Annotated in this window: 22 protein-coding genes; all 22 read left to right on the top strand. The window is 61.4% G+C overall.

Annotated features, from left to right (window positions below; all coding sequences use genetic code 11):
• Positions 1-36: 36 nt before the first annotated feature.
• The 22 genes from M1R55_RS15700 (at position 37) to M1R55_RS15595 (ending at position 23,274) form a co-directional block, all read left to right on the top strand.
• Positions 37-3,039: a phage tail tape measure protein gene (locus tag M1R55_RS15700; protein ID WP_249392655.1), complete on the top strand. Its 3,003-nt coding sequence runs from the start codon at positions 37-39 to the stop codon at positions 3,037-3,039.
• Positions 3,012-7,451: a hypothetical protein gene (locus M1R55_RS15695; RefSeq protein WP_249392654.1), complete on the top strand. Its 4,440-nt coding sequence runs from the start codon at positions 3,012-3,014 to the stop codon at positions 7,449-7,451. Before M1R55_RS15700 ends, M1R55_RS15695 begins: the two co-directional genes overlap by 28 nt.
• Complete coding sequence (locus M1R55_RS15690; RefSeq protein ID WP_249392653.1) at positions 7,451-7,882, top strand: hypothetical protein; 432 nt, start codon at positions 7,451-7,453, stop codon at positions 7,880-7,882. The genes M1R55_RS15695 and M1R55_RS15690 overlap by 1 nt, the downstream gene beginning before the upstream one ends.
• Positions 7,879-8,226, top strand: a complete 348-nt coding sequence (locus tag M1R55_RS15685) for a hypothetical protein (RefSeq protein ID WP_249392652.1) — start codon at positions 7,879-7,881, stop codon at positions 8,224-8,226. The genes M1R55_RS15690 and M1R55_RS15685 overlap by 4 nt, the downstream gene beginning before the upstream one ends.
• A gap of 3 nt (positions 8,227-8,229) precedes the next feature.
• Positions 8,230-10,470, top strand: coding sequence for a hypothetical protein (locus M1R55_RS15680; RefSeq protein ID WP_249392651.1), 2,241 nt, complete (start codon positions 8,230-8,232; stop codon positions 10,468-10,470).
• Positions 10,467-12,446, top strand: a complete 1,980-nt coding sequence (locus M1R55_RS15675; RefSeq protein WP_249392650.1) for a hypothetical protein — start codon at positions 10,467-10,469, stop codon at positions 12,444-12,446. Before M1R55_RS15680 ends, M1R55_RS15675 begins: the two co-directional genes overlap by 4 nt.
• The gene (locus M1R55_RS15670; RefSeq protein WP_249392649.1) at positions 12,443-13,249 is read left to right on the top strand and encodes a hypothetical protein; all 807 of its coding nucleotides are present in this window, start codon (positions 12,443-12,445) and stop codon (positions 13,247-13,249) included. Before M1R55_RS15675 ends, M1R55_RS15670 begins: the two co-directional genes overlap by 4 nt.
• A gap of 8 nt (positions 13,250-13,257) precedes the next feature.
• Positions 13,258-13,722, top strand: coding sequence for a hypothetical protein (locus M1R55_RS15665; protein WP_249392648.1), 465 nt, complete (start codon positions 13,258-13,260; stop codon positions 13,720-13,722).
• Positions 13,719-13,994: a hypothetical protein gene (locus M1R55_RS15660; protein WP_249392647.1), complete on the top strand. Its 276-nt coding sequence runs from the start codon at positions 13,719-13,721 to the stop codon at positions 13,992-13,994. Before M1R55_RS15665 ends, M1R55_RS15660 begins: the two co-directional genes overlap by 4 nt.
• A gap of 8 nt (positions 13,995-14,002) precedes the next feature.
• Entirely contained in the window at positions 14,003-14,515 is a 513-nt protein-coding gene (locus M1R55_RS15655; protein WP_249392646.1) for a hypothetical protein, read from the top strand.
• A 2-nt stretch (positions 14,516-14,517) separates the two neighbouring features.
• Positions 14,518-15,120 carry a hypothetical protein gene (locus M1R55_RS15650; RefSeq protein WP_249392645.1) on the top strand — a complete coding sequence of 201 codons (603 nt, stop codon included), beginning with the start codon at positions 14,518-14,520 and terminating at the stop codon, positions 15,118-15,120.
• Positions 15,121-15,984: a hypothetical protein gene (locus M1R55_RS15645; RefSeq protein WP_249392644.1), complete on the top strand. Its 864-nt coding sequence runs from the start codon at positions 15,121-15,123 to the stop codon at positions 15,982-15,984.
• A 1-nt stretch (position 15,985) separates the two neighbouring features.
• A complete protein-coding gene (locus tag M1R55_RS15640) occupies positions 15,986-16,144 on the top strand; it encodes a hypothetical protein (protein WP_249392643.1) in 159 nt (52 codons plus the stop codon).
• A 68-nt stretch (positions 16,145-16,212) separates the two neighbouring features.
• Entirely contained in the window at positions 16,213-16,614 is a 402-nt protein-coding gene (locus M1R55_RS15635; protein ID WP_249392642.1) for a hypothetical protein, read from the top strand.
• A gap of 9 nt (positions 16,615-16,623) precedes the next feature.
• On the top strand, positions 16,624-17,073 hold the full coding sequence (locus M1R55_RS15630) for a hypothetical protein (protein WP_249392641.1): 450 nt from the start codon (positions 16,624-16,626) through the stop codon (positions 17,071-17,073).
• Positions 17,027-17,566: a hypothetical protein gene (locus tag M1R55_RS15625; RefSeq protein WP_249392640.1), complete on the top strand. Its 540-nt coding sequence runs from the start codon at positions 17,027-17,029 to the stop codon at positions 17,564-17,566. The genes M1R55_RS15630 and M1R55_RS15625 overlap by 47 nt, the downstream gene beginning before the upstream one ends.
• Positions 17,563-18,279, top strand: a complete 717-nt coding sequence (locus M1R55_RS15620) for a M23 family metallopeptidase (protein ID WP_249392639.1) — start codon at positions 17,563-17,565, stop codon at positions 18,277-18,279. Before M1R55_RS15625 ends, M1R55_RS15620 begins: the two co-directional genes overlap by 4 nt.
• Positions 18,280-18,294: 15 nt before the next feature.
• Positions 18,295-19,899, top strand: coding sequence for a hypothetical protein (locus M1R55_RS15615; protein ID WP_249392638.1), 1,605 nt, complete (start codon positions 18,295-18,297; stop codon positions 19,897-19,899).
• Between the two features lie 108 nt (positions 19,900-20,007).
• Complete coding sequence (locus M1R55_RS15610) at positions 20,008-20,778, top strand: hypothetical protein (protein WP_249392637.1); 771 nt, start codon at positions 20,008-20,010, stop codon at positions 20,776-20,778.
• 47 nt (positions 20,779-20,825) lie between these two features.
• Positions 20,826-21,239 (top strand): hypothetical protein, encoded by a 414-nt coding sequence (locus tag M1R55_RS15605; protein ID WP_249392636.1) that lies wholly within the window; start codon positions 20,826-20,828, stop codon positions 21,237-21,239.
• Between the two features lie 170 nt (positions 21,240-21,409).
• Positions 21,410-22,537, top strand: a complete 1,128-nt coding sequence (locus M1R55_RS15600) for an AAA family ATPase (RefSeq protein WP_249392635.1) — start codon at positions 21,410-21,412, stop codon at positions 22,535-22,537.
• A complete protein-coding gene (locus M1R55_RS15595; protein WP_249392634.1) occupies positions 22,534-23,274 on the top strand; it encodes an HNH endonuclease signature motif containing protein in 741 nt (246 codons plus the stop codon). Before M1R55_RS15600 ends, M1R55_RS15595 begins: the two co-directional genes overlap by 4 nt.
• The last annotated feature ends 107 nt before the right edge of the window (positions 23,275-23,381 follow it).

Below are 23,381 nucleotides of genomic sequence, written 5' to 3'. Positions count from 1 at the left end.
GGTCACTATTTGCGTTCCATCCCCAGGAGGTTCCCTATGGCGGAGTATCAAGACCGGGCCACCCTCGATATCTCCGACGTGCTTAGAAAAGCAGACCTCGTCGAAGCTCGATTGGCCAAAGCGTTCGCTGTTAAGACCGGGCAGACTGTTCAAACGCCGACCCTGAAAGTGGACACTCAAGTCTCGCGTCAGCTCAGCGAAACGGATGCCCAGATCAAACGCCTGGGCCAGACGGTGAAAAGCACGCGGGATGCGTGGCAGACCCAAGCCCTGACCGACGATGAAACCATTGCTGCCTCGCGCAGACTTCGGAACGAACTGCTGAAACTCGCGACCGCTGAAGACGCCAACATTGACAGCGTGCTCCGGGCCACCAGTGCAGCCGCTTCAGCACAGCGGACGATGGATCAAGCGCGTGGCACGGTCACCAAAGGCGGCTTTGCCTTTAATGCGTCTGCTGGGATTATTGATTCCCTGAGCAAGCTGGGTGGCCCAGCCGGTGCAGCAGCAGGCACGGTGGGCCAGTTCGTAATTGACGGCCTCGCCCGATCCATGAATCGGGGTAAGAGTCAGTTAGCGGACGAAAGCGAGTCCCTGTCCAACGAAATCGTTGATGCTCTCAAGAAGAAGCTCAAGATCCAGAGTCCCTCCAAAGTGATGGAAGAAATCGGCGGATACATCATGGAAGGGCTGATCGGCGGTTTCAGAAGCAAGCGTGAACTGCTGCTGATCGCCGTGCGCGATGTGGCCAGCGACATTCCAAGTGCATTTCATGCCACTGGAAACACGCTGGACGGCGGAGACCTCGCAGCGCCGATCCTCACGGGCCTCTCGGAAGGGCTGGTCAACATCCCCGAATTGTTTCAAAAGGCCTTTGGTGGTGCAGGCCAAGCCGCTACTGAAGGCGTTGCAGAGGTGTCAGCGGAGACGGTTAACGTCACCCTAGCGCTTGAAGGGCTGGCGGCTGGGTTCGAGAAGGCGAGCACCAAATTGGCCGCATTCCCGGCTGCTGCTGAACCTGCTGCTGCCGCCGTAGGGGACGCGGCGGAGGCGGCAGATGAGGCTGGCGATTCTGCCCAGGAAGCGGGCAACGGCTTCGAACAACTGTCTGGCTTCTTGGCCGTGGCAGGCACAGCCGTCACGGTGTTTACTGCCGCCGTTGCTGTAGCCGTGCCGAAAGCGGCTGAGTTTCAAGAGGGCTTGGCAGCCATCGGGACTGAAAGCGACCTCACTGAACAGCAACTCACTGAGTTGGGGGCAGGTTTGCTGCGGATCAGTGGACAGGTCGGACAGAGTTCGCAAGAGCTCGTCAAAGCCAGTTTTGATGTGGTGGGTGCGGGCGTCAAAGGTGCGGATACGGTCGCCAAGATCAACACGCTTACGGAAGTCAGCGCGAAAGCGGCGAGCGCCGGATTGACGGATGTCAAAACGTCGGCCGACATCATCACCTCGGCGCTCAATTCTTACGGCTTTTCGGCAGAGAACGCTGAGCACGTCAGTGACGTCTTGTTTAAGACCACCGCTGTGGGCAAGATCAGCTTCAATCAACTCGGCAAAACCATGGGGGAAATCTTCCCTAAGGCCAAGACCCTTGGCGTGTCTTTGGAAGAATTGTCTGCCAGTGCAGCGGCGCTCACCTCCAGTGGTGTCCCCGCGGAGCAGGCCATGACTGGGATTGGCGCGGCGCTCGACAATGTGCTCAAGCCCAGTGCAGATGCCGTAGAACTGTCGAAAGAACTTGGCTTGAGCTTCAATGCAGCGGCCCTCCAATCTCAGGGCTGGTCTGCCTTTCTGGACGAGATCCGGGCCAAAACGGGCGGCAACGTCGAGTTGATGGGCCGTTTGTTTGGCAGCTCGGAAGCGGTCAACGCCATTTTTGCCCTCACTGGATCGGAGGGTGGGCCCCGCTTCAAGAAGGCACTGGACGAAGTCACCAATTCAGCAGGAGCGACGGACGAGGCCTTTCAAAAGCAGGCGGCCACCTTCAAGTTTGCTCAGAAGCAGTACGCGGCGGCGAGCGAAGCCTTTCAGATCGAATTTGGCCTCAGATTCCTTCCCCTGTTGACAAAGCTCACCAAGGGTGCGGCTCACCTCATCACGAAATTTGACGAGTTGGGGCAAAACGGCGTGGTGCAGTTTGCGCTGGTGACCGGGGGCGTGGGGTTGGCTGCGCTCGGCGTGGCAAAGCTAGCGACAGCGCTGAAAAGTGCGGCAGCCGCTTCAGCCTTGCTGCAGGGCGTGACGGCTGCGGGCGGATTGAAAGCCTTCTTAACCGCGCCCGCAGCCGCTGTCAACGGCTTGACCAAGGTTGCCGCCTTCATCCCTGGCAGATTCCTACCTCAATTGGCAGGGGCAAACGGGGCACTGGCCAACGTCGTCACGAAATTGGGCGTCTTCGGTCAAGCGGGACTCGTGGCCGGAGCTGCCTTTGCAGGTTGGAAAATTGGGGAGTGGATCGGCAAACTCAAGCTATTTGGGGATGAAACCACCACGCTGAACGATAAAATTCAAGACTTTTTGGCGGTCACTGTTTACAGGGCCGACCCTGCCCTGATCAAGCAAGCCCGCGAAGACGAAGAAGCCTTGCAGCAAAAAGCACTCGCCACCAAGGGAGTCACCGACGCCACGATTGACAGTGGTGCAGCAGAGCGGAAGGCAGCGGAGGCGGTTCAGAAAGCTGCAGACAAACGGGCTGCCCTCCTGGAAGTCATTCGTCAGCAGACCATTTCTCTCAAAGAATTGACCAAAGAACTGGGAGACCGCAAGGTCAAATTGGAATTGGAGGGCAAGACTGAATTTCAACGGGATTTGGGTGAATTGGGGGCGACTTTTGAAGCCCTCCGCGAAAAGTTCAAGGCTCCGTTTTACGTAAACGGCGCACTTGACCTCAAGAATCCCAAGCTCCAAGCCGGGTTTTCAGCATTAGATGCTCAGCAAGGCGCGGAAGCCGGGGCCTTGGTTCAGCGTGAACTGGACAAGCAGGGGATGCACGTCTCCAGCATGAACGGGACGTGCAGGCCGCTCAAACGAGCTTGCTGAAGGATGAGACGGCCCGCCGCCGCGCAGAGCTTGATCAGCAGGTGAGCGACGTCGAGCGCTCTTACCAAAAGCAGATCGACGCGGCCCGCACCAATGCGGGGGCCGTCGAAGACCCTGCTCAGCGGCAGAAATTCTTGAGCCTGGCCACGGAACTCGAAGGGCAACAGGCCGAGCAAGTGAAGGCCATTCGCCAGAAAGCCGCAGATGACCTGGCCCAGATTGACGAGGGCCGCTTGCAGAAAGTGAAGGCAGGCTACCGGGAACTGCTGGACGCGCAGGCCAAGCAAAGCAGCGCCAGCAGCACCCTCTTGGCCCAGCAGCGGGATCGTGAACTCGCGTTGGCTGGGAGTGTGCCGGAAGTCAAACTCGCAATTGAACGGCGGTATGGCCCCCTGCTGACCCAGCTGCAAGAGGAACAGCAGGCCATCGCGGGCAAGTCGGCCCGCGCTCAATTGCAACAGAATCTGGATCAGCAACTGAAGGATGCCGAGACGGCTGGAGCACAACGGGCCACCCTGGAGAAAAGTGCCCGGGCGACTTACTTGGCTCAAATCAATGCCCTAGAAGTCAGTGAGCAGGCCGAAACGGGGAGCCGCCTGCTAGCCCAAGAAGAGCGGGTGCAGACTCAGCGCCTCGCCATTTATCGCAAAGGGCTGGATGCTCGTCTCAGTAGCCTGAAGGACGCGACTGGCAAAGAGATCGCGGCACTGGAGCGAACCATTGTTGCGGAACGGGCCAAAGCGGTGGCGAGTGGCGACGGAAGCCGGGTGACTCTCCTAGATGACGGTTTGAAGCAGATCGGTGGCGTGAAAGCAGACAACCTCAAGGGCTTCCGTCTTGCTTTAACGGACGCCACCCGTGAAGCGACCGGTCTGAGAGAGGAACTGACGTCCATTGCTCGAACCCCTTTGGCCAGCGCTCGTTCAACAGCGGCCGCTCCCTTCGACGCTGTCGTCAAAGGGGCTAACAAGCAATTGGCAGACCTGAAAAAAGCTTACGGGCAAGTGGCCGCCCCCACGGCTGATCAGCGCGAGACGTTTCAGGCCCAACAGGATGACCTGACGGCCATCGTGACCCGTGCCACGACCCAGCGTACACAGGCTCAAGAACAGGCTGAAGCCAAGTATTACCGCGAGCGGGATGACAAGGCGCAAGCGGCCCACATCACCCTCAGCAAGCGCGAGCTCGACCTGGGGCGATTGACCATTGACGGCTACGCTGCCGTGCTGGTCGCCGACCGCGTCTATTGGGAAACCCGCAAAACGAATGCGAAACAGGGCAGTGAGGCCCGTGAAGAGGCGGACCAGAAGATCCGCGAGAACGAAGACGAGCGCCTGCGCTTGGAAAACGAGCGGCGCGATTTGGCCAAAGATGCGGCGGCGTTTCAGCGTGATGAACTCGTTTCTGCCGTTGAACTTGCTGATTCGGATGAAGCCAGAGCCGTCGCTTTGGCCCGTCTTACGGTCAGTGATCAGGACCGGCTTGCCGCACTGAACACTGAAATTGATCAACTGGAGCGCCAGGGCGCCCATGAACGCGAACTGTTGACTCTCAAGCAAGAGCGCGTCAGCATCCAGAAGGAGCTCACCAGCCGTCAACAGGAGGAACAGCAACGGGCCAATGAACTGGTCGATTCCACCCTGGCGCGGGTGGCTGCTGAAAATAAGCTGGCGTCCAAGCTTGCCAAGACGGATTCAGATGTGGTGGCCGCTCGGAAAAGGGATTTAAGCCAACTGCAAGGGCAACTCGCGGCGATTGACACCCGCATTCCTAAGGCCCGCAGCAAAACTGAAGAGAACGGCCTGTATGTCGAGCGTTTGGGCGTGCTGGAACAGATTTTCGATCTCCAACAGGAGATCAATCAGTTGCCGATTGAGAACGATCAGCGGCGACTGGATCTGTATAAAGCCCAGGCGCAAGCTCAACTCATCCTCTCTGGTCTGGATGACGATCAGGTGGCGAGTGCCCAGCTCGCGCTCCAGTTGGCACAAGCCGATCTGGATCTGGCCGAGAAGCGCCTGGCGCTTGCTACCACGGACGCGGGGAAAGACACGGCTCGGGGTGCGGTCGTGCAGGCCTCCGGAGCCGTGGCCCTCGCCCAGCGTGCGGCCAATCAAGCGCCAATCAAAGCGCAGGAAGATGTTCTGGCCCTTCTCCGGGCGCAAGCAGAAGCGCGCCTGGTGCTGTTGGGGCTGGATGATGACGCGGCGGCCAAAGCACAACTGGCCTTGCAGTTCGCCCGCGCTGACCTCGTCGTCGCCCAACGCCGCTTTGATCTGGCGGAGGCAGGGAGCCGGACAGAAGCCGGGAAAGCCCTGGCACAGGCCACGGTGAACGCTGCTCAAGCAGAACGTGCCCTCTCCCTAGTCCCCATCGAACTGCATGAGCGGGCACTGCGGCTCCTGCAGGCCCAAACCGCCCAGCAGCTCGAACTCAACGGGCTGGCCAGCGATGGCGTAGCAATTGCTGCTGCTGCTGTCCAGGAAGCCCAGAACAATCTCGATCTGGCGAATGAACGCGTCGTTCTCGCCCCCACACCACGGGCACGTGAAGACGCTGTGGTCACGCAAACCGCTGCGGTCACCGCCCTCTCTCAAAGTCAGCGGGCCCTGTCTAATGCCCGTTTGACGGCTGAAGACAAAGCACTGGACACTCTGAAAGCACAGGTCTTAGCTCAGGCCCAGATCACGGGACTCAGCCTCGACGCCGTGGGCAGCAAGCAACTCGACCTGGCTTTCACTCAGCAAGACCTGCAAACGACCCAGCGGCGCTTGGCAAACGCGGCTGGATTGAAATTGACCGAGGAACAGGTGCGGGACTTGCGCACCAAGAGTGTGCAACTCACCGCACAGGAGGTGGTGCAGCAGCGGGAACTGGCCAAGGCACAGGTCGAGCAGCAGCGTTCGGCACTGGATCTCTCCGATGCTCGCAGGCGGGCTCAGGCCGAACTGAGGGGCATGGCCGACGACGCGGTGACCACGGCACAAGATGACCTCGACATCACGCGCCAGCGTCAGGCATTGAACGCCCAGCAGTTGGCGGATCAGGGCAAATTGGGCCTCAGCCAACAGGAAATCAACGGCCTCTTGAAAGAGCAGGCCGACCTCACCGCGCAGGCGTCTCAAAACGAGCGCAAATTGCTCGACGCACAACGTGCTCGCCGGGATCTGCTCGAAGGTTTAGCTCAAGCGGCTCTGAACTTAGACCGCGAGGCTCTAGGAGGCACGCCAGAGGCCCGGAGTGCCCGTGAAGCGGTGGATGGGGTCACGGATGCCCGTCTGAAGCTCACACAGGCCGAGCGGGGCTATGCGGAGGCGCTGGCTGCCGTGCAGCGCTCGCAGTCCAGCAGCAATCTGGAGAAGTTCAAAACGGCCACCGAGACCTTGACCGGCGCGATCGCTGGCCAACGGACTGCGGTCAAAAACCTCGCCAGCTCATATACCGATCTGCTCGGCACGATGAAGGGCGTGCAGGATGCAGGAGACCGCCTGAAAGGGGTGGTGAACGAAGGCAAAGAGGGGCCGTTCAACGGCAACCAAGAAGTCGACCGGTTCATGGCCATTCAGAAACGCCGGGACGCGGCCATTTTGCGGTTGCGCAAGGCCCTGGCCTCCGGCGATAAAGCCCAGATCGCGGCAGCCACCGACGACCTGGCCACCCAAGAGGAACGCTACAAAAAGCAAGCTGCCTTCCTGAAGAAAAACGGGGTGGATCTGAGCCTGACCCGTGAAAACGAAGTGGCTCAGCTGTCCGATCAGGTGGACAAGTTGGGCATTCAATACGACCGGGAAGCTGACCTCCTGCAGCAGCGGGCAGATCTGGCGTTGCGTGAAAGCGAAACAGCCCGGTTCGCGGCTGAGTCCTTGAAGGCCTCTGACGACGCCCAGCAAGCCCAACTCGACCAGCGCATTGATCTCGCGGCGCAGGAACGTTCCACCATGACGCTGTTTAGAGATGCAGTGCAGGCCCTGGCAGCGGCGGCCGCGCTCCTGCACGAACCTGTGGCCGTCCCGGTGCAACCGTCTTCGGCTCAGGCGTCCAGCAATGCCTCAGCGCCGCTGGTCATCAATGCCGCTTCCGCTCCAGCTCAGCCCATTCCGGTGGTTGATGCCTCGCGTTGGGCGGAGGAGCTGCGCCGGGGCGGGCAGCAGGCCGGGCAACTCTTCGCCCGCGAGATTCAAGCTGCCCTCGACCGCCCAGTGAATATCAAGCTGGATGTCAACGCCCGCCTGAGCGGAACCCTGTCCAAAGGCAACGTGCCAGCAGGGCCGATGTCCAAGACGATCACCATCCACAACAGCTACGCCCTGAAGGTCGAAAACCAGGGGCCTGAAGTGGACGCCCAAGACCTGCTGAACCAACTCAAACAACTGGCCTCACGCGAAAAAGCGTGGAATGAGGACACCTGCTAATGCCGACCGACCCCTTGCTGCTCTACCCCCTGATTCTCCGCATTCAAACGCCTTCAAGCCTGGTCAATTTCAACTGGCGTGAGCCCGCGCTGGATGCGGTGCAGGCCGAAACAGTACGGGCCAACGAACTCAAAACCTTGCTGAATGGCATGGGACGCTTTGCGGTCGCGGGTCAGGTGACGGCCACCCGGCTCCGCATTCAAAGTGGCCCGAACAACGCGCTGGAGTACGCCCTGGCCCGCTACCTGCGGGCCTTGACCATTGGAGACCCCGTGACCATCACTGAGAATTACACCGACCGCTACACCTTGCGCGTCTGGACGGATGCGGCGGTGTCAGCCGCGCCGAACGTGCCGCACTGGGGCGGGGGCGAAGGCGAGGAATACGCCAGCTTCCGCCTTGAATTCGTTCACATCACGGAGATTTCATGAAACTACTCAGTCTGCTCAATGCCGCTGGCAACGATCCCCTGCCGGTGGCGATGGACGAAACACCGTCCGGCATGGTCTCGACCCAAACCGGACTCCTCAAAAACATGGGCGATCAGGATCTCACCAGCGTCCGGGTCTGGATCGAGCAAGACCCCATCCAGCCGGGCACTTTGAGTGCGGTGGTCAACGGCGTCATTGCCGGGGCCGCACCCACCGAACTCCTGACGGGTGGCGACACCCTGACCGTGGGTGAATCCCTGAGTGTCACCCTCTCTTGGTCTAACCCTGCCGACAACGGTGTGGAGGCCGAGGATCAGGGCGTCTTCCGCTGGGACGTGTTTTAAGCCGTGCCCCTGGTTTTCAATGGGCAAGGCGGTGAATCGCCAGACGAACGGGTGAGCGGGCAGCACGCCCTCACCACCCAGCTCGTTCCCCGCCGGGTGCGCGGCTCGTGGCGCTCACGGGTGCAGCTGGGGCAGACGCGGGTGGCTGGGCAGCATGTATCCACGGTTCGGCTGGGGGGCCGGGTCGCCGGGCAGCACACCTCGATCACGGCGCTGCGCATTGAACCGACCCCAGTGCCGATGCCCCTGCAGATGCGCCCCGGTGTCTTGCCCGACATCTGGGAAGTGAGCTGCTCGCTGGGCCAGGTGCAGAGCCTGAGCTACGAACACAGTGGGATAGACGAAACAGCCACCCTGACCCTGCTGAATGTGGGAGCACCCAGCAGTGGGAGTGTCAGCTTCATAGCGGGCCTAAGAAATGGCACGTCCCTCTCCCGTACCCTCAAGCTTGACGCGGGCCAGTACGAAACCAATTGGACGCCAGAAGGCAGCGTGACCACCGTGCGCCTGCTCAATGAAACCGCTGAAAAGGCCCGCACGAAACGCCTGTCCGAGCTGTTGCCATGGAAGCTCAACCCACGCGGGGACATGCGCAACGTGCCCTGTGCCCAGCGCCCCAAGCCCCGCACGATCACCGTGGATGCGTTGCTGACTCAGGCGGCAGGCAACGCTGGGGTGCAGTTCGTGCAGCCGCAACGCCCGCTCGGAGCGGAAACGTACATGGAAGGCGTGCGGGACATCAAGGTGCAGGGGCGAACCTTTGCCGAGCTGTTCAACGAAATTTACTCTGGGATTGGCTATCAATTGATCGTGCGCGGCACCATCCTGTACGGTCTGGGGCCGGGTCAATCAATCAGCGGTGCAGCCTCCACGCCTCTGCCTGTGATGGCCCACACCGAGCGCGGTGAGCGGGCACAGACTCCCGGCCTGATCCGGCTGACTGGAGGCGATCAGCTCGCCAAGCGGCCGCCTTTGGTGGGCTTTGCGCCGGATGCCCCCAACCCGGAACTGTGGCGACGGGCCGTGTCCCCGAACTACGACTGGATCACCCGAGTCTTCACGCCGAACGGCGAAACCATGACGGGCAAGACGAAACTCAATGGCAACCTCGTGCGCACCGTCGAAATCACCACCGACCGGGTGGAGGTCAAAGAAGAAGGCGAGACGCCCGCCAAGGTGTTCAACAACGTCTTGATGGGCTACAACACCACCGAAATGGAATACGACCCGGAGTGCCCGGACAAGCTGCTCTGGCAGCGCACGGTCAAGCGCACCTATGGCTATTCGGCGGCCACCAAGCTCAAGTCCACCTACATTGCCGGTGGACTCGTGGGCGGCGGCTTCTCGGCAGGCGACACCGGCGACGATGAGCAGGAAATCATTGAATACCGCTGGGGCGAGGATGGTGTTCAGCGGCAAGAAATCATGTACCGGCAGCGAGTGAATTCCATGCAACAAGCCGCTGCAGAGGGGGAAATCAGCGAACGCGGCGTGCTCACCAGCCGGGAAACGCAGGCAGAGGTAACCAACGTGACCTTCGATCAACAGGGCGGCGAGTGGCAGCGAACCTCGACGACTTCCGGCGCGGTCGCCCTGCCCGTCTACGATCTGGAGAGCCAGGAGCCGGTGCGCCTGAACATCAAAACCGGGTCAACCCAGAGCGTCACGGAACGGATGGAGGGCATGCCCAAAACCTTCAAGTGCACCTCGGATTGTCCCGCACCGTTGGCCTTTCCAAACCAGGCGGCAGGGACCGTGACGGGCGGCGGCTCTGGCATCACGGACGCCAGTTTCCCGATGGTGGCGCGGGAAGCCAAGCTGCAGTCGCTCATCCCTTTGGTGGCCAAGAGCTTGGCACCTCGCGTGGTGCACCGCCTGACGGTGGCTCAGCCTGTGAATGTGCAGCCGGGAAGCACCACGGGCTACGGCATTTGCACCCGTTTCAGTCTGTCTGTGCAGAACGGGCTGGGAAGCGTCGAGGTGGAGTCGGTAGAACTCAAACCGGTCTCGACCCTGCTGATCGACGACCCTGAAACGCCCAGGCGCGGGATGATGCTCTGGCACGTTCCGGGCGGGATCATGGTGGGCACGCTGAACACCCTGTCTGAAGGGGGAGACGCGACCTTCAAGCGCATCTTTGTGCGGGCGGGCGCGGGAGTAAATCCGGCTCCAGGGGAACTGGTGGAGTTTGTGCCGTCGCCTGCTGAGGGCATCCTGACCCTGGTGGGCGGCTGGGGCGGATGAACGACGCCGAATTCCTGCGCTACCTGACGGGGGAATGCTGCTGTTGCTGTGAGGACGAGCGGGCACCCCCGCCCGTTCCTGTTCGACCTCAAGGGAGTACCCAGAACCGCGCCGTGACGCCGGTGAGACGCCCAGCGCGGGATGAACCGTTTGTGCCGCCTCGTCCCTTCGATTTCGCGCCCCTGCCTCTGATCGGTGCAGGAACTCTCGTGGCCTCTGGTGCAGGTGACTGGCGGGCGATCCTGTACAGCACTGCGCAACGGCTGGAGCTGGGCGTTACGGGCCTCGCGGAGTTGCTGCAAAGCACGTTGGTAGGCATGAATCTGCCGTTCCCCACCACCTTCACAGAGGAACTGGGACGCTCACAACTGCTGCCCGTCGCCTCCACGACCTCCGGCAACACCCTCCTTGTCCTGTACAGCGTGCGGGCCAACCGGGGCGGCTTCTATCCGGCCTATGCCCTGATCCGCCTTGATCCGCAGCAGGACACCTGTACGCTGGTCGGGACGGCCCTGCCTGAACTGCCTGTGCCTGTCACCTACGACCCGCCTGCCGATGGGGAATGGATCGGCAATGCAGGCGGCCACCTCACCCGGTACGACCCGTTCGCTGAACCTCTCACCGCGGCCACCGAGCCGTGGGCCTCCATCGTCTGTGAGGAAGGCAGTCTCCGGGCGGTCGGACTGATCGAATATTCCCGCTTTGTGGGATCTCAGCACGAGTGGAGGGATTACTGGATTGACGTGCGGGCCACGGCGGGCAGCCTGACGGCCACGTTTGGCACCTCCGACCAGGTGGTGATTGGCCCAGGCGGCAACGTGGTGTCCAGCACGCCGTACCGGGGCTGGGTGGCCTTTACCACTGGGAGCACCTTGCCGAATAGCCTCAAACTCGGCGCAAGCGGCGGGCTGCCTGACGGACGCCCGGCTGTCTTAGCAGGCACGAACAGCGACCTGAGACTCATGGCTTTGGGCGAAGACGGGTGGACAACCCTTGCCAGTGCAGCAGGAAACACCGCCCAGGTGGATGCTGATGCCCGCCTCGCTTACCTGAACGTGCCTCTGGAGCGGCATGACCAACTCTTTCTGCCGAACGAACTCATCATTCGGCGGCCCATTCCCGCAGGCCTGGGGCGCATCAACCGAACTGGAGGTGTCCTCAGCGTCGGCAACCGGGATGACCTAGCCGAGTTTACGCACCGCTACCGGGATCACCGCACCAACCAGGTGGTGTCCATCCTTCGGGGCGAGGTGGATCTGGGCCGAACTGGAGCGCCCTTGACGGTGACCCACACGGCGCGGCACACGGCGGAAGATGTGACAGAGAACCGCAGGCTGAGGGTGCGGGTGGACTACAGCGCAGGTCTGCGAGTGGGAGACGCGGTGACGCTGCCCGGCGTGGCCTTGCCGTTGGTGGTCTTGGGCGCGACAGCACAGGCCGTCGAAGTGAGGCCGCTTGCCCCGGTTACGGTAGCCAAAGACAGCGTGCTCATGGCTCTCTCCGTCGCTACCGCCTTCTGGAACGACGCCCGCACGGGGCAAGTGTTGCCGGAACTGCCGCGCCTCCCCCTCGTGCACGGCGTTCCACTGACCAGCGACGCCACACCGTCCAATCAACCGCGTTCACCAGGCTTCTGGCAGGGTGACCTTGCGAAATTGCAGGTGCTGCGCGATCCGGACGGTTCTCCCAGCTTCTTACGAACGCCACACTTCTACGGCTTGGCGGATGACGTGCTGACCCTGACGTTTATGGGCAGGAGTCCCACCGACCTGCACAGCCTCGTCTTCAGCGTGCGCCTGCTGCGCCCCGGCACGGCCACGGCCTTCGCAGGCGGCACGGCGGTGCAGCGGACGCTCGCCAAGGGCCGCTGGACACAGCTCCGCTTTCCGCTCGGCAACGCGCCCTACACCACGCTGACCCTATCGGCAGATGTCCCCATCCAACTCAGTTCTGCCTACTCGGAGGCGACCCCATGAAACCACCACTGATGTACGGCAAATCTGCCCTGCCGACTCGGCACGCTATCGCGCCCGACGACCCGATGGTGATTGATACGGTTGTGGGTCTGGTCAGCGTGACCCTGAACGGCACGCCGCTGGATCTGAATAACGTCTACGGGCAAACCCTGTTGCCGGGAGACGTGCTGGACGTTCTGGCGGGTCCAGACGGGGGCAGCATCAACGGCTACCACGATGCCGCACACGCGGCCAGTGCACTGAGCCTGCGCGTCCGCAGCAGCCTGATCGACCTCTACGACAACGAGCCGACTCACCCGGATTCTCCGTATGCCCAGCGGGTCGCCTTCACCCTGAACGCGCCGCAGGGCTTTAACGCCCTGTACCTGTGGGGCGATGCCTGGGGGGCGACCGTCGGTTTACGTGAGGCCGCGCAGGATGCGGGGATACCCGACCTGCCCTTTGTGCCGCTGGGCGTGATGCAAGACCCGTATGGCGGCCCGGTCACGGTCTACCGCCCCAATTTCAATTCCCTTTCTCCGGGCGCGTACCTGCTGACGGTCACGGGGGGCGACCCTACGGTGTCGGAGATCGGTGGCACAACGCTCGGGCAATACTTCCCGGCCCGCATTGCCCGTGCCTCGGCAGTGAGTTACAAGAAACAGGACACCCAAGGTGGTCCCTGGACGGACACCCCTTACGGCCCCTCAGTCCAACTGGACCAGTACGAATTTCCGCCACATTTCTTTAACAAGATCCTGGGCCGCCCGATCTGGCGTACGGCGCTGGGGACTTGGGTAGACGCCACTGGAACAGAGGTCTAGGAGCCCGTATGAGCATGATTGAAGCTGTCCTGACCCCGCTGCACGGGCTGAAGCAGTCGGTGGACTTCCCCTTTACCGTGACCTTTCCAGGGTATGGGCTCACCCCCGGCGACACCGCCTACATGGAGCTGCGCTACGACCTGAACGATCCCCTTCCCATCGACACGCTCAGCACTGAAAACGAACGCATCGTGCTGAGCGCCGCTGGCCTGGAGGCGGTCGACGTCCTGATCCTGCTGCACGGCGAGAAGAGTCGCCTGTACCCGATCACCACAGAGGGCACCAAGCCGGTCAGCCGGTACCGTGCCCTGACCGAAGAGGAAGCGCCCTCTCTGGCCGACCCCAGCGTGTACACGGTGTTGCCGGTGTACGGCACGTTGATCATCACCGGGCCGAGTGAGACGGATCGACCCGGCACGGCGATGGATTTCGCGTTCTTGTTTGAAGCTTCGTACACGCGGAGGCTGGTATGAACGTCACGATCACGCTGCCGCCCGCCCTGGGGCCAGTCATCGTGACTCTGCCCGATGGTTCGGTGCTTCCCGCCACGGCTGCGCCTGAACGGCCTCCCATCGTCATCCGGCCACCGGGGCTGCCTGCCTCCGCTGAACTGCTGCCCGCACATGGTACGTACCCCGCCTCCACGCTGTTGGCGCGAGTCAACGCCCTGGTAGACCGCAAAGCTGAACTGACCGACACCGTTGTTCCCGACCTCGTTCTCTGGTTTGACAACCAAATTCTTTAGGAGTTCCCATGCCTACGATTCCCCTTGAACAGCGGTTGCTTGATCTGATTACCCGCACCACCACCGAATTTAAGACCATTCGCAGCGAGACGGGTGCGCTGGCTAACCTCACCACCGCACAAAAGGGCAGCTTGGTCGCCGCCATCAATGAACTCAAAACCCTCGTGGATTCGGCTTCTGGCATCAACGACGCGGCCCCCAGCACGACCACCAGCTACTCCAGCAGTAAGACCGACCAGCAGATTCAGGCCGCCATTAACGCCCTGAAGGGGGACGCGCCGCTCGCGCTGGACACCCTGAAGGAGCTGGGCGACCTGCTCTCCAGCAGCGACACCGACACGGATACCGCGCTCGCGGCGGTGTTGGCGGCCCTAGACGTGCGCCTGCGCTTCGACGCCGCCCAGGCCCTCACCGCCGAGCAGCAGCTACAGGCCCGCACCAACATCGGCGCAGTCAGCGCGGCAGCCCTTGGGAATACCGAACGTGACCTGGTGGAAGACTTCAACCTGGCGCTCCTCTAACCATGAGCCTGGAGACACGACTTTCTGCGCTGGGAACCCGCATCGGTCAGGTCATCAAGGCCCACCTCACCGACACGGCCAACCCGCACGCCGTCACCAAAGCACAAGTGGGCCTCGGCAACGTCCTGAACTCGCCGCAAATTCCGGCCAGTGAAAAAGGTACGGCCTCTGGGGTGGCCACTCTAGGTGCAGATGGGAAAGTGCCGTCTGCTCAACTGCCTGCGGGCGGCTCTAGCCCTGCCCGCACCACTGCGTCCGTCACCTCGTCTGTTCTCGCCAACAACGCATCCGAAGACCTCTCCATCACGCTTGCCAAAGGGTATGCCCTGCACAAAGTCACGCTGTCTGTCTCGGGCTGGCTGCGGGTCTACCGGGACACCGCCAGTCGCACGGCAGACGCCAGTCGCGCTCAGACCACCGACCCTGCCCCCGGCTCTGGCGTGGTGGCAGAAGTCATCGGCACGCTGGGCGTCTGGGATCAAGCGGTCAGCGGGTGGGACGGCAAAACACCTCCTGACGGCGTGATTCCGTTGCGCCTGAGCAACCTCAGTGGCGCGGCACAGACCATCACCATCACGCTCACCTACCTACCCTTGGAGGCTTAAATGGCTGCCAGTGCTTTTATCTACCCCAACAATCAGTCCACAGTCGCTCAGGTGATGACGAAGTTCCACGAACTCGCTCTTACAAAGGGGTGGGAACTTCAACATGCCAATACCATTGCCATCGGCACAGGCACGGCAACGAACCCGAAGTGGGACGCCACACCCGCCCTGAGTACGCCCGCAGGGATCGCCAGCTACCTGATGCCTTTGGCTGGCCTGACGAACCGCTGGGTGATTCAGATTGAGTGGGCCTGGGGAAACAGTTCCCCGACTGCGGCACTTGGATACACGACCACCGCTCAGGGCGTGAACACCTCGACAGGTGCGCTCATCAGTCCTGGGCGTCGGAACGGCTGGGTTGCACCCTCTTTCGTCGCCGGGATGACCTCCCTTTCCGTCAGCGAGTACGGCTTTGCCTTTATGATCGCCGCGCAGTGGCATGGTGTTGAACGTCGTCGGTCAATCGGCAACGTCATCCTTGACGATTTGATCTCACATCAGTTCGCTGAAGGCGGTTCGACAGGCTTCACGGGTGGCGCAAGGAACGTCGTACGTCGGTGGGACACACCCGAGTTTGGCGAGGACGGTTTAGCTTTTCTCGCGGGGTTTTCCACCAGTTCAACTTCTGGGGTTGCACAACTCTCCACGCTCAGCAGCAGCGATAACAATACCGGCTATCCCGTTGGGCCGCTGAGCAACAGCAACGGACTGGGCGGCATCCTGCGGCATGTCCAGTGCTTCCGCCCCAACGACTCGATTGCGAGCATTGACCAATCTATTGAGATTGACGGGCAGGCCCGACTGTACTTCCCCTATCCAGTGACCGGCCCAGGGGGACTCCGCACCCTCATTGCGAAGTCCTGACATGCCAGCACCCACCATTGCTAAACCAGAACTCCTCACGGGAATCTTTATGAACACGAAGTTCCGTGAAACGTTCAAGCCGCCCACTGGCACAACGGCGACCACTGCCGCTGTGACCCGCTCGGTGTCTGGGGCCGTCTACCCGCGTCCCACCCGCTAAATCCCGCCCCTGCGCCCGCCCACGCTTCTGGCAAGCTGGGCGGCTTTCTTTGGCCCGATGGGAGGCCCATGCACCGAACTGTCCGCTTGTTTCCCCTGCTGCTGCTGATCGGAGCCGTCGCCCTCGGTCTCGCTCCGCTCGCCGCCTTCAGTGCCCCCTCCCCGCCCGCTTACTGCGCCGTGCAGGCCAGCGCGAAGCCCACCATTACCCCTGGCATCTACACCGTCACCGTCGCCGTCACTTCCGCCTGTCCACCTAACGGGCAGGCCGGCGTGCGCCTGGAGTCTTACCTGGGCGGACACTTCCCCCGCAACAGTTGGTTCAACGTGCGCCCTGGCCTGCCCCTGATTCGTTCCGGCACCCCGTGGTACTGGCGGGGGCGGGTGCGCAGCCAGAGCGGCGCGGCCAGTTACCCCCTGATCATTCCCGGCATGACCTCTCCGTTTTCTCCTGCAAGGCCACCGCGATGAGGAGGGGCCGTGACTCAATCTATTTTTGCTGCCGTGGACTGGTACCTGGTGCTGTACGCGGCAGGCATGGGGGCCGTCATGTCCCTGCTCATGACCTGGCGGGAACGCAATGCCCAGAAGAGCCGCAACCTGCCGCTCAGCCCGTGGACGAGTCTCATCCCCGAAATCCTGATCGCCAGTTTCACCGGCACGTTCACAGCACTGATGGTGGCCGCCCGCTTTCCGGCGCTTCGCACCTTCGAGGGTGTCGGGTTTGTGGCAGCGGTCGCGGGCGTCATCGGGCCAGCCGTGTGGGACTGGATTCGGGCCAATGGCAGGCAAACGCTTCTCGAGTGGGCCGGGTCAATGGCCACCGGGGGCCTCAAGAAACTGGCAGACATTGCTGCGAAACACAACAAGGGAGGGCCGCCTGATGACCAGCAAAGCAAACCCACACCACCCGACGAATCGACGCTCTGAGCGCACCAGCCGCTTCCTGCGCGCACACAATCCCCTGCAGCCGCCCAAGCTGCGCGTGTGGCATGTCCTGCTCGGCCTGATCCTCATCGGCTTCTTCGCTGCCTGCGTGATTGCGTCCGGCGTGGCGGGGGAATTGGGCCGCATGACCCTGAAGGATGACTGGCGGATCACGGTGCTCTGGATTGAGGGGATCGCGGTGCTGTGCCTGGTCGCGCTGGTGGCCGTGCGGGCCATGAGCCCCCTGATGTATGTGGGGCTCTCCCTGCAGGTGGTGGCGCTCGGCTTCTGGCTGGGCATCTCAGTCACCGAACGGCTGCCCTTCACGCTGATCAACGGTGTCCTGCTGTTGGTGCTCACGCTGATTCCAGTGCGGGTCATCACCCGCCCGAATGAACAAGACCAGCTGGTGCAGACGCGGCAGGAACGAGATGACGCTCTGGCGGACAACGCCCACTTGAGGGCAAAGCTTGCCCGGTATGAAGGAGACTCGTGACCGCATTCTGGCCCACGCTGGATACCCCCACCACCCGCTACACCGTGCAGCCCAGTTGCGGCTGGCTCGATCCTGCCTATTACGCCGCCCTGGGCTCCGTTCATCCTGCCATCGACCTCAATGCCGTCACCGGCGGCAACACCGATCTGGGCGACCCGGTGCACGGCGCAGATTCAGGCCGCGTGGTGGCCACCATGTGGGATGCCTACATCGGCGGCATTGTGGAAATCCTGCACGGCGACGGCAGCATTTCCGGTTACTGGCATCTGCGGGACATTCACGTCAAGGTAGGCCAACTGGTCAGGGGCGGCGACCTGATTGGGCAGATCGGCAAGGGCGCGAAGCTGGACATGGCCGCGCACCTCCACTTCTACGTCAAGAAGGCAGGCGTGGTGCTCGCCCCGAACCACTGGCCGAGCGCGCACATCAAGAACCGTCAGGCCTGCGAAGCGTTTGTCCGTGAGCATTACCACCCGCCCGAGTATTGGCTGTACGCCCGTGACGCGAAGCGGACGCTGGCCTCGCTGCAGGCCTTGCGAGGGGCACCGACGACCCGCGTGCTGGTCAACGACATAGAGATTACCGGGCAACTGGTGCAACGTCCCGAACACGACCTGAGCATCGACGCCCGCACGGAAACGGTGCGCGTGTACCTGAACAGCCGTGAGCCCATGCCGGTCATTCCCGCCCTGCCCCCCGGCGTCGGTCACTGACGCGAGGAGACTGCCATGACCAATATTCCCTTGATTCTGCAGCCCGACGGCACCTATATGGGCACCTTGTCGAACGGCGACACCTTGACCCTGACTGTGTCGTTGTCGTTGGCCATGACGCCCGCATTGGTGGCCACGCCTGCCCCTGCACCCGTGGTGACGCCGCTGCCGCCTCCGGTAGTCACGCCGGAACCCCCCGTGATTGTCGTTCCCGATCCGCCTCCAGTCGTGGTGCTGCCCCCACCCCCGCCGCTTGTGGTGGTGCCGACACCGCCCAACATTCCGATGCCCAGCATTCCCCCAGTGCGGCTGCGGCCCACCCTGCCGGAACTGCCCAAAGGCAAAGTCTGGGAAAGCGCCATCAAGGTCAAACCGACTGACAATCTGGAAGGGCGCTACTTCTGGAACGAAGGCGAGGGGCCGTGCTTCACGTTGCCTGCCAACACGGTTCTGCCGTCCTTCGACAACGTGGTGGCCGTGTCACGCGGGCCAATGTTCTCTGGGTGGCGGTCGCGATTGAGAGGCAAAGACAGTTCCTACCGGATGCTGCCCCCCATCAGAGCAGGCCAGCCACCCGCGAGGTTCTTCGACCTTCAGGAGTTCATGGACATTGACTGGCACCATAACGATGTGTTTGGCATCGGTCAGGGCCTCTTCCTAAGTGGCTATAGCGAAGGCAATCCTCTGGCCCGTCAGTTTGCCGGGAACCCGAGCAAGGGCGACCGCTTCCGGCTCTACCGCAACCACCTCCACAACCCTGACGGCCGCATGAGTGACGGCAAAGGCGGATACATTCGCAGCCTGTGGGTGTCCACCCATGAAAACAATGCCCGGCGCAAAGCCACCGGCGGCGTGATTGGACGCGAGGTGTCCAACTACCTGCGACTGGGGAAGGTGCTGAACGTCCCCGGCATCGTGGAATGGAACCTTTGCACGGCTGACCTTGGCTACACGGTTGAAGACGGACTGGCCTTTCAGGAAACCTCGGGCCTGTCCAGTGACCCGCTGGTGGTGCAAGACAACTTCGTGGTCAACACGGGCGGGCCTGATCACGACTACGTGCCGGGGGTGAGCAAGAGTTACAACGGCTCCAATCAGGTGATCAGCAACCCCACCAGTCCGCAAGACCCCAGCAAAACCGAGTACAGCGGCACGAGTGGGTTGATCGAAGGCGTGGACAACATTCACGCCCGCAACCCGCACGACATGGTGCTTCGGCGCAACTGGGGGATCGGCTTCCGCGCCATCTGGTCGCAGCAGGGCGGCCACCACTGTGAGTGGGACGCCAACCGTAGCTACCTCACCGACCGCCACATTGAGGGCGTGCCGTGGGCAGGCGGGCCGAGCGCGTACTTCCAGATGACCAACTACGAGGAGCGGCGCAGACTGGCCACCGACAATGGCCTGCCAATCTTCGACGCCATCCTGTTCAATCGGAACGTGGAGTTTAACGCCACCACCGAAGGCCCGCTGGCCCTGCCTGCCGACCTGAAGACCTATGGCGGCAGCGGCAAAGACAACCTGAAACGTCTGATGGTTAAGGACGGCGGCAAGGCTGCTCTAGCCGAGTGGTGGGCCTTAGCGCACGCCAACAATCAGTCGGTCGGCAGACGCTTCTAACACCTGTTTCGGCCCTGTTCCATCAGGCCTGCTGCGTCACTAGACGCTGAAAATCCACCCCCTTCCGGCCCTGCCTTCACGGTGGGGCCGCGCCCTTGGAGTGTGCTTATGAATCCGATCATCGCTGTGTTGTTCCTGTTCGTGGTGACGCTGCTGCCCACGGCTTTCGCGCAGTCCCTTGGCCTGCCTGCAGGCATTCCCGCCGAATACACCGCCATTGTGACCGTCATCATCACTGCGCTCACGGGCTGGCTGGTCACGCCCCTAACGGCAGTCGCGAAAAAATTAGGGCGAACCGAAGGCCCCACCACCGTGCTGATCAGTGCGGTGTTGAGCATCGTCATTGCGCTCGGTCTGACCATCATTCAAGCGGCCCTGTCCAGTGGGACTGATCCGCTCTGGCCTGCGGTGATTTCGGCGCTCGTGGGGTGGGTCAAGGCCAACGGCGACTACCTGATGCGCGTGCAGGCCAACACCAAGGCCAATGTGCTGGCAACGGAGTCGGCGCGCGGCCAAAGCGATGAGGCGGCCGCGTCAGGGGGAGTTGAGCAGGAGGCGCTGCGCCCCTCTGGAGTGGAGGCTATTCCCACACCCTTCCTCAATGGCCTGCCTGAGGGTGCACGTCTGCTGGGCGGCAATCTGGGCAGCGCGGCGATGGGTGCCATGACGGGGCTGATTTCCTCGCCGCTGCTGGAGGTGGCAATCGGCTTGCTGACGAGCGCCTTTCCCAGCGGCGTGCCGAAAGGTTTGGCGGAACGTTTCCTGACGGAAGCCGTTCGCCTCGCGCCGGAGCTGCTGGACGGCGACGGGTACGTTTCCAACGCTGGTCGCCAGCGCCTGAACGGGGTGCTGCTGGACATCAAGGCAGGCCGACTGTAATCCACTCGCCCTTGCCTCTTCACTGATCTTTCGACAGGAGAACTCCCATGAAAAAAACCTTGTTTCAGTGCTTGTTGCTGTGCTCGCTCGCCCTTGCTTCCTGTGCCCCGGTGGCCCAACTGCTCCAGCCCAATGAGGGGGCCACGCTTACCCGCGACGGCTCCAGCCTGGTGCTGGCCAATCCCGGCCCGGACGCCCTCACCGGCGACCCGACCAAGCCCACGGACGGCCCCGCGCTGACCATCGACACGTCGGACACGCTGCGCCTCGACGCCGTGGCGCAGGCCTGGTGCAAGTCCGAGAAGATCTCCGTGGGTCTGCGCTGGTCGTGCAACGTGCCAAACCTGCTGCCGGGCACTCAGGTGCGGGTGCGGTTCGAGGACGGCACCGTGATCAACGCGGCGGTGCTGGCCTACCGCCCCAGCACTGGGATTCGTCCTGTGTCGATCTGGCTCAAGTAAGGAGGGCTTATGGCCTACAAAGTCAAGCTCGAAAAGGGGCGGCGGCGGCCGTGGGCTATGTGCTGGTGTCTGTGACGGGCTACGAATACTGAGCTCTGAAAGCACCCCATCACGGAGACAGCCGTCGGCCCACAAGAGAGTCTGGCGGCTGCTTGCTGCCGGAGGTACGTATGCAATTGAGTCTGCCACCCCTTACTCTGCTAGGCAGTGAGGTGCTTCCTATGCAGTTCGAGTCGATTACGAGACTGGATTTTCCACCGTTTAAAGATTTTTCACTCCAGTTGCCACCAGGTGTTACCGTCATTGCCGGGACAAATGGAGTTGGAAAATCTAGACTTTTGACGTTTCTCGCTCAACAGCGCTTTGGATCCTCTGGAGAACTGCACACTGTGACAATGCGCGGGATGGGAAGTGATGGCAAACTCATTCACTTTCAGCCCTACAGAAACCTCCCGCAGATAGGAATTCAGTCATTACAGCCTTACGATCAGCGTTACACCCCTAACAATTCCCCCCCGGATACCTCGAATTTTTCCAACATGGGGTACATTTTTAAACACTGGTTTGTCCATATGGACTACTTTGAAACAAAGGGTTGGATTGAAGATCCTCAGAGTGCAAGCAATTACAATCTATGCAAAAAAATATTTTCTATTCTTGATCCACGCTACCGGTTTCTGGAGATCAATAGAAATTTCGATGTTCTCATTGAGACCCCAACAGGACCCCTCTCCTACGATCAGACTTCAAGTGGTTTCCAGAGTGCTTATATGTTGCTTTTTGGCATCGTTCTCGGAGTTGAGTATTATTCCCGTGGCCAACAGGCTGCGGAAGAGTTTGATGGCTGTATTCTTATTGATGAAATTGACGTACATCTGCATCCAACTTGGCAAAACAAAATCCTAAGCTTGATTCAGGAAATTGTGCCGCGTGCGCAAATCATCGCGACTACGCACAGTCCCCACATCATTCAGGGATTGAGCGAGCATCAGTTGGTCGTGCTGGAGAGTGGGACAAATGGTCTTCCGCAGATCAAAAAGATTTTTCCCAAGCCGGAGTCCTACGGCTTTCAGGGCTGGAGTATCGAGGAGATCTTGCGGGATGTGATGGGGATTGAAGACACCCTCTCGCAGGAGCGTCAACGGATAGAACAGGAGTTTAATGACGCTCTTGACAGCGATGACCTTGCTGCTGCTCAGGCACCGTATGAGCATCTCATGACCATGCTCCATCCGACCAATCCCCTCCGGAGGGTCTATGACATGCAGTACAGGGCCATGGGTGGAGTCAGCGTGTGATTCGACTGCAACGAGGCCGCCCACCCGAATCGCTCGACACGCCCGAAAAGGAACAGGCCCTGGGAGAGCATTTCGAGCAATACCGTTCCACCCGTCCATGGCGGGCTGCTGACATCTTGGCCGCGCTGTTCCTAGAAGCGCATGAGAAATGCGTTTACTGTGAATCGTTACTGGGATCCATCGACAATATGCAGGTCGATCATTTCATTCCTAAAAACGAGAAGCCTTTGTTGGCGGCGACGTGGAGCAATCTCAACTGCTCATGCGCTGACTGCAACCGTCTCAAAGTGGTGGGGCCTGCATACGTCAATCCCTATGAGGATGAGCCTGCACAGCATTTCTTTTACTCGGGTTCCCGTTTGCATGCCATTACCGAGGAGGGTCGGGCCACCTTGAAACGCCTGCGCCTCGGCTCCCGACTGTCCGGCAAACATGACGTGGTCTGGGAAGGAATCGTCAGACTGGTGGAGACACTACATCACAAACTGGACAGAGTGGTGGGCGGCGAACTGGATGAGGTTTTGAAGGCGGATATCTGGTCAGATGCTGTGGCCATCGTGGAAAGTGGGACACCTGAGAAGGAATTTAGCGCTGTGATGGCCTCGCAGCTGCTTCAGTATTCGGAATGGGAGAGGGCTGAACAGGTGTTGCGGCACCTCAAGGTTTGGGATGCTGAGCTTGAGCGGTTGGACGTCCTGATGCGGTTGCAGGCCTTGCCGATTCGAAGGCCAGCTTAATTCAGCAGGCGGAGTTCAGGTGACTTCCCTCGCCCGGTCTCCTCTAATCCAGTGCCCCCGCCCCAGCTTCGGCTGGATGGCGGGGGCTATTCGATTGTTCACGTTGC

This window comes from Deinococcus sp. QL22, assembly GCF_023370075.1.
GTDB lineage: Bacteria > Deinococcota > Deinococci > Deinococcales > Deinococcaceae > Deinococcus.
The sequence above is the reverse complement of the archived record's forward strand: the minus strand, read 5'-3'. Positions and strand labels throughout refer to the sequence as shown.

What these genes read in the sequence shown, in the direction of transcription:
- M1R55_RS15625 (WP_249392640.1), top strand. Translation starts at nt 17,027, where the DNA reads ATGACCAGCAAAGCAAACCCACACCACCCGACGAATCGACGCTCTGAG.
- M1R55_RS15615 (WP_249392638.1), top strand. Translation starts at nt 18,295, where the DNA reads ATGACCAATATTCCCTTGATTCTGCAGCCCGACGGCACCTATATGGGC.
- M1R55_RS15605 (WP_249392636.1), top strand. Translation starts at nt 20,826, where the DNA reads ATGAAAAAAACCTTGTTTCAGTGCTTGTTGCTGTGCTCGCTCGCCCTT.
- M1R55_RS15685 (WP_249392652.1), top strand. Translation starts at nt 7,879, where the DNA reads ATGAAACTACTCAGTCTGCTCAATGCCGCTGGCAACGATCCCCTGCCG.
- M1R55_RS15670 (WP_249392649.1), top strand. Translation starts at nt 12,443, where the DNA reads ATGAAACCACCACTGATGTACGGCAAATCTGCCCTGCCGACTCGGCAC.
- M1R55_RS15640 (WP_249392643.1), top strand. Translation starts at nt 15,986, where the DNA reads ATGCCAGCACCCACCATTGCTAAACCAGAACTCCTCACGGGAATCTTT.
- M1R55_RS15645 (WP_249392644.1), top strand. Translation starts at nt 15,121, where the DNA reads ATGGCTGCCAGTGCTTTTATCTACCCCAACAATCAGTCCACAGTCGCT.
- M1R55_RS15600 (WP_249392635.1), top strand. Translation starts at nt 21,410, where the DNA reads ATGCAATTGAGTCTGCCACCCCTTACTCTGCTAGGCAGTGAGGTGCTT.
- M1R55_RS15690 (WP_249392653.1), top strand. Translation starts at nt 7,451, where the DNA reads ATGCCGACCGACCCCTTGCTGCTCTACCCCCTGATTCTCCGCATTCAA.
- M1R55_RS15665 (WP_249392648.1), top strand. Translation starts at nt 13,258, where the DNA reads ATGAGCATGATTGAAGCTGTCCTGACCCCGCTGCACGGGCTGAAGCAG.
- M1R55_RS15650 (WP_249392645.1), top strand. Translation starts at nt 14,518, where the DNA reads ATGAGCCTGGAGACACGACTTTCTGCGCTGGGAACCCGCATCGGTCAG.
- M1R55_RS15660 (WP_249392647.1), top strand. Translation starts at nt 13,719, where the DNA reads ATGAACGTCACGATCACGCTGCCGCCCGCCCTGGGGCCAGTCATCGTG.
- M1R55_RS15610 (WP_249392637.1), top strand. Translation starts at nt 20,008, where the DNA reads ATGAATCCGATCATCGCTGTGTTGTTCCTGTTCGTGGTGACGCTGCTG.
- M1R55_RS15655 (WP_249392646.1), top strand. Translation starts at nt 14,003, where the DNA reads ATGCCTACGATTCCCCTTGAACAGCGGTTGCTTGATCTGATTACCCGC.
- M1R55_RS15675 (WP_249392650.1), top strand. Translation starts at nt 10,467, where the DNA reads ATGAACGACGCCGAATTCCTGCGCTACCTGACGGGGGAATGCTGCTGT.
- M1R55_RS15635 (WP_249392642.1), top strand. Translation starts at nt 16,213, where the DNA reads ATGCACCGAACTGTCCGCTTGTTTCCCCTGCTGCTGCTGATCGGAGCC.
- M1R55_RS15700 (WP_249392655.1), top strand. Translation starts at nt 37, where the DNA reads ATGGCGGAGTATCAAGACCGGGCCACCCTCGATATCTCCGACGTGCTT.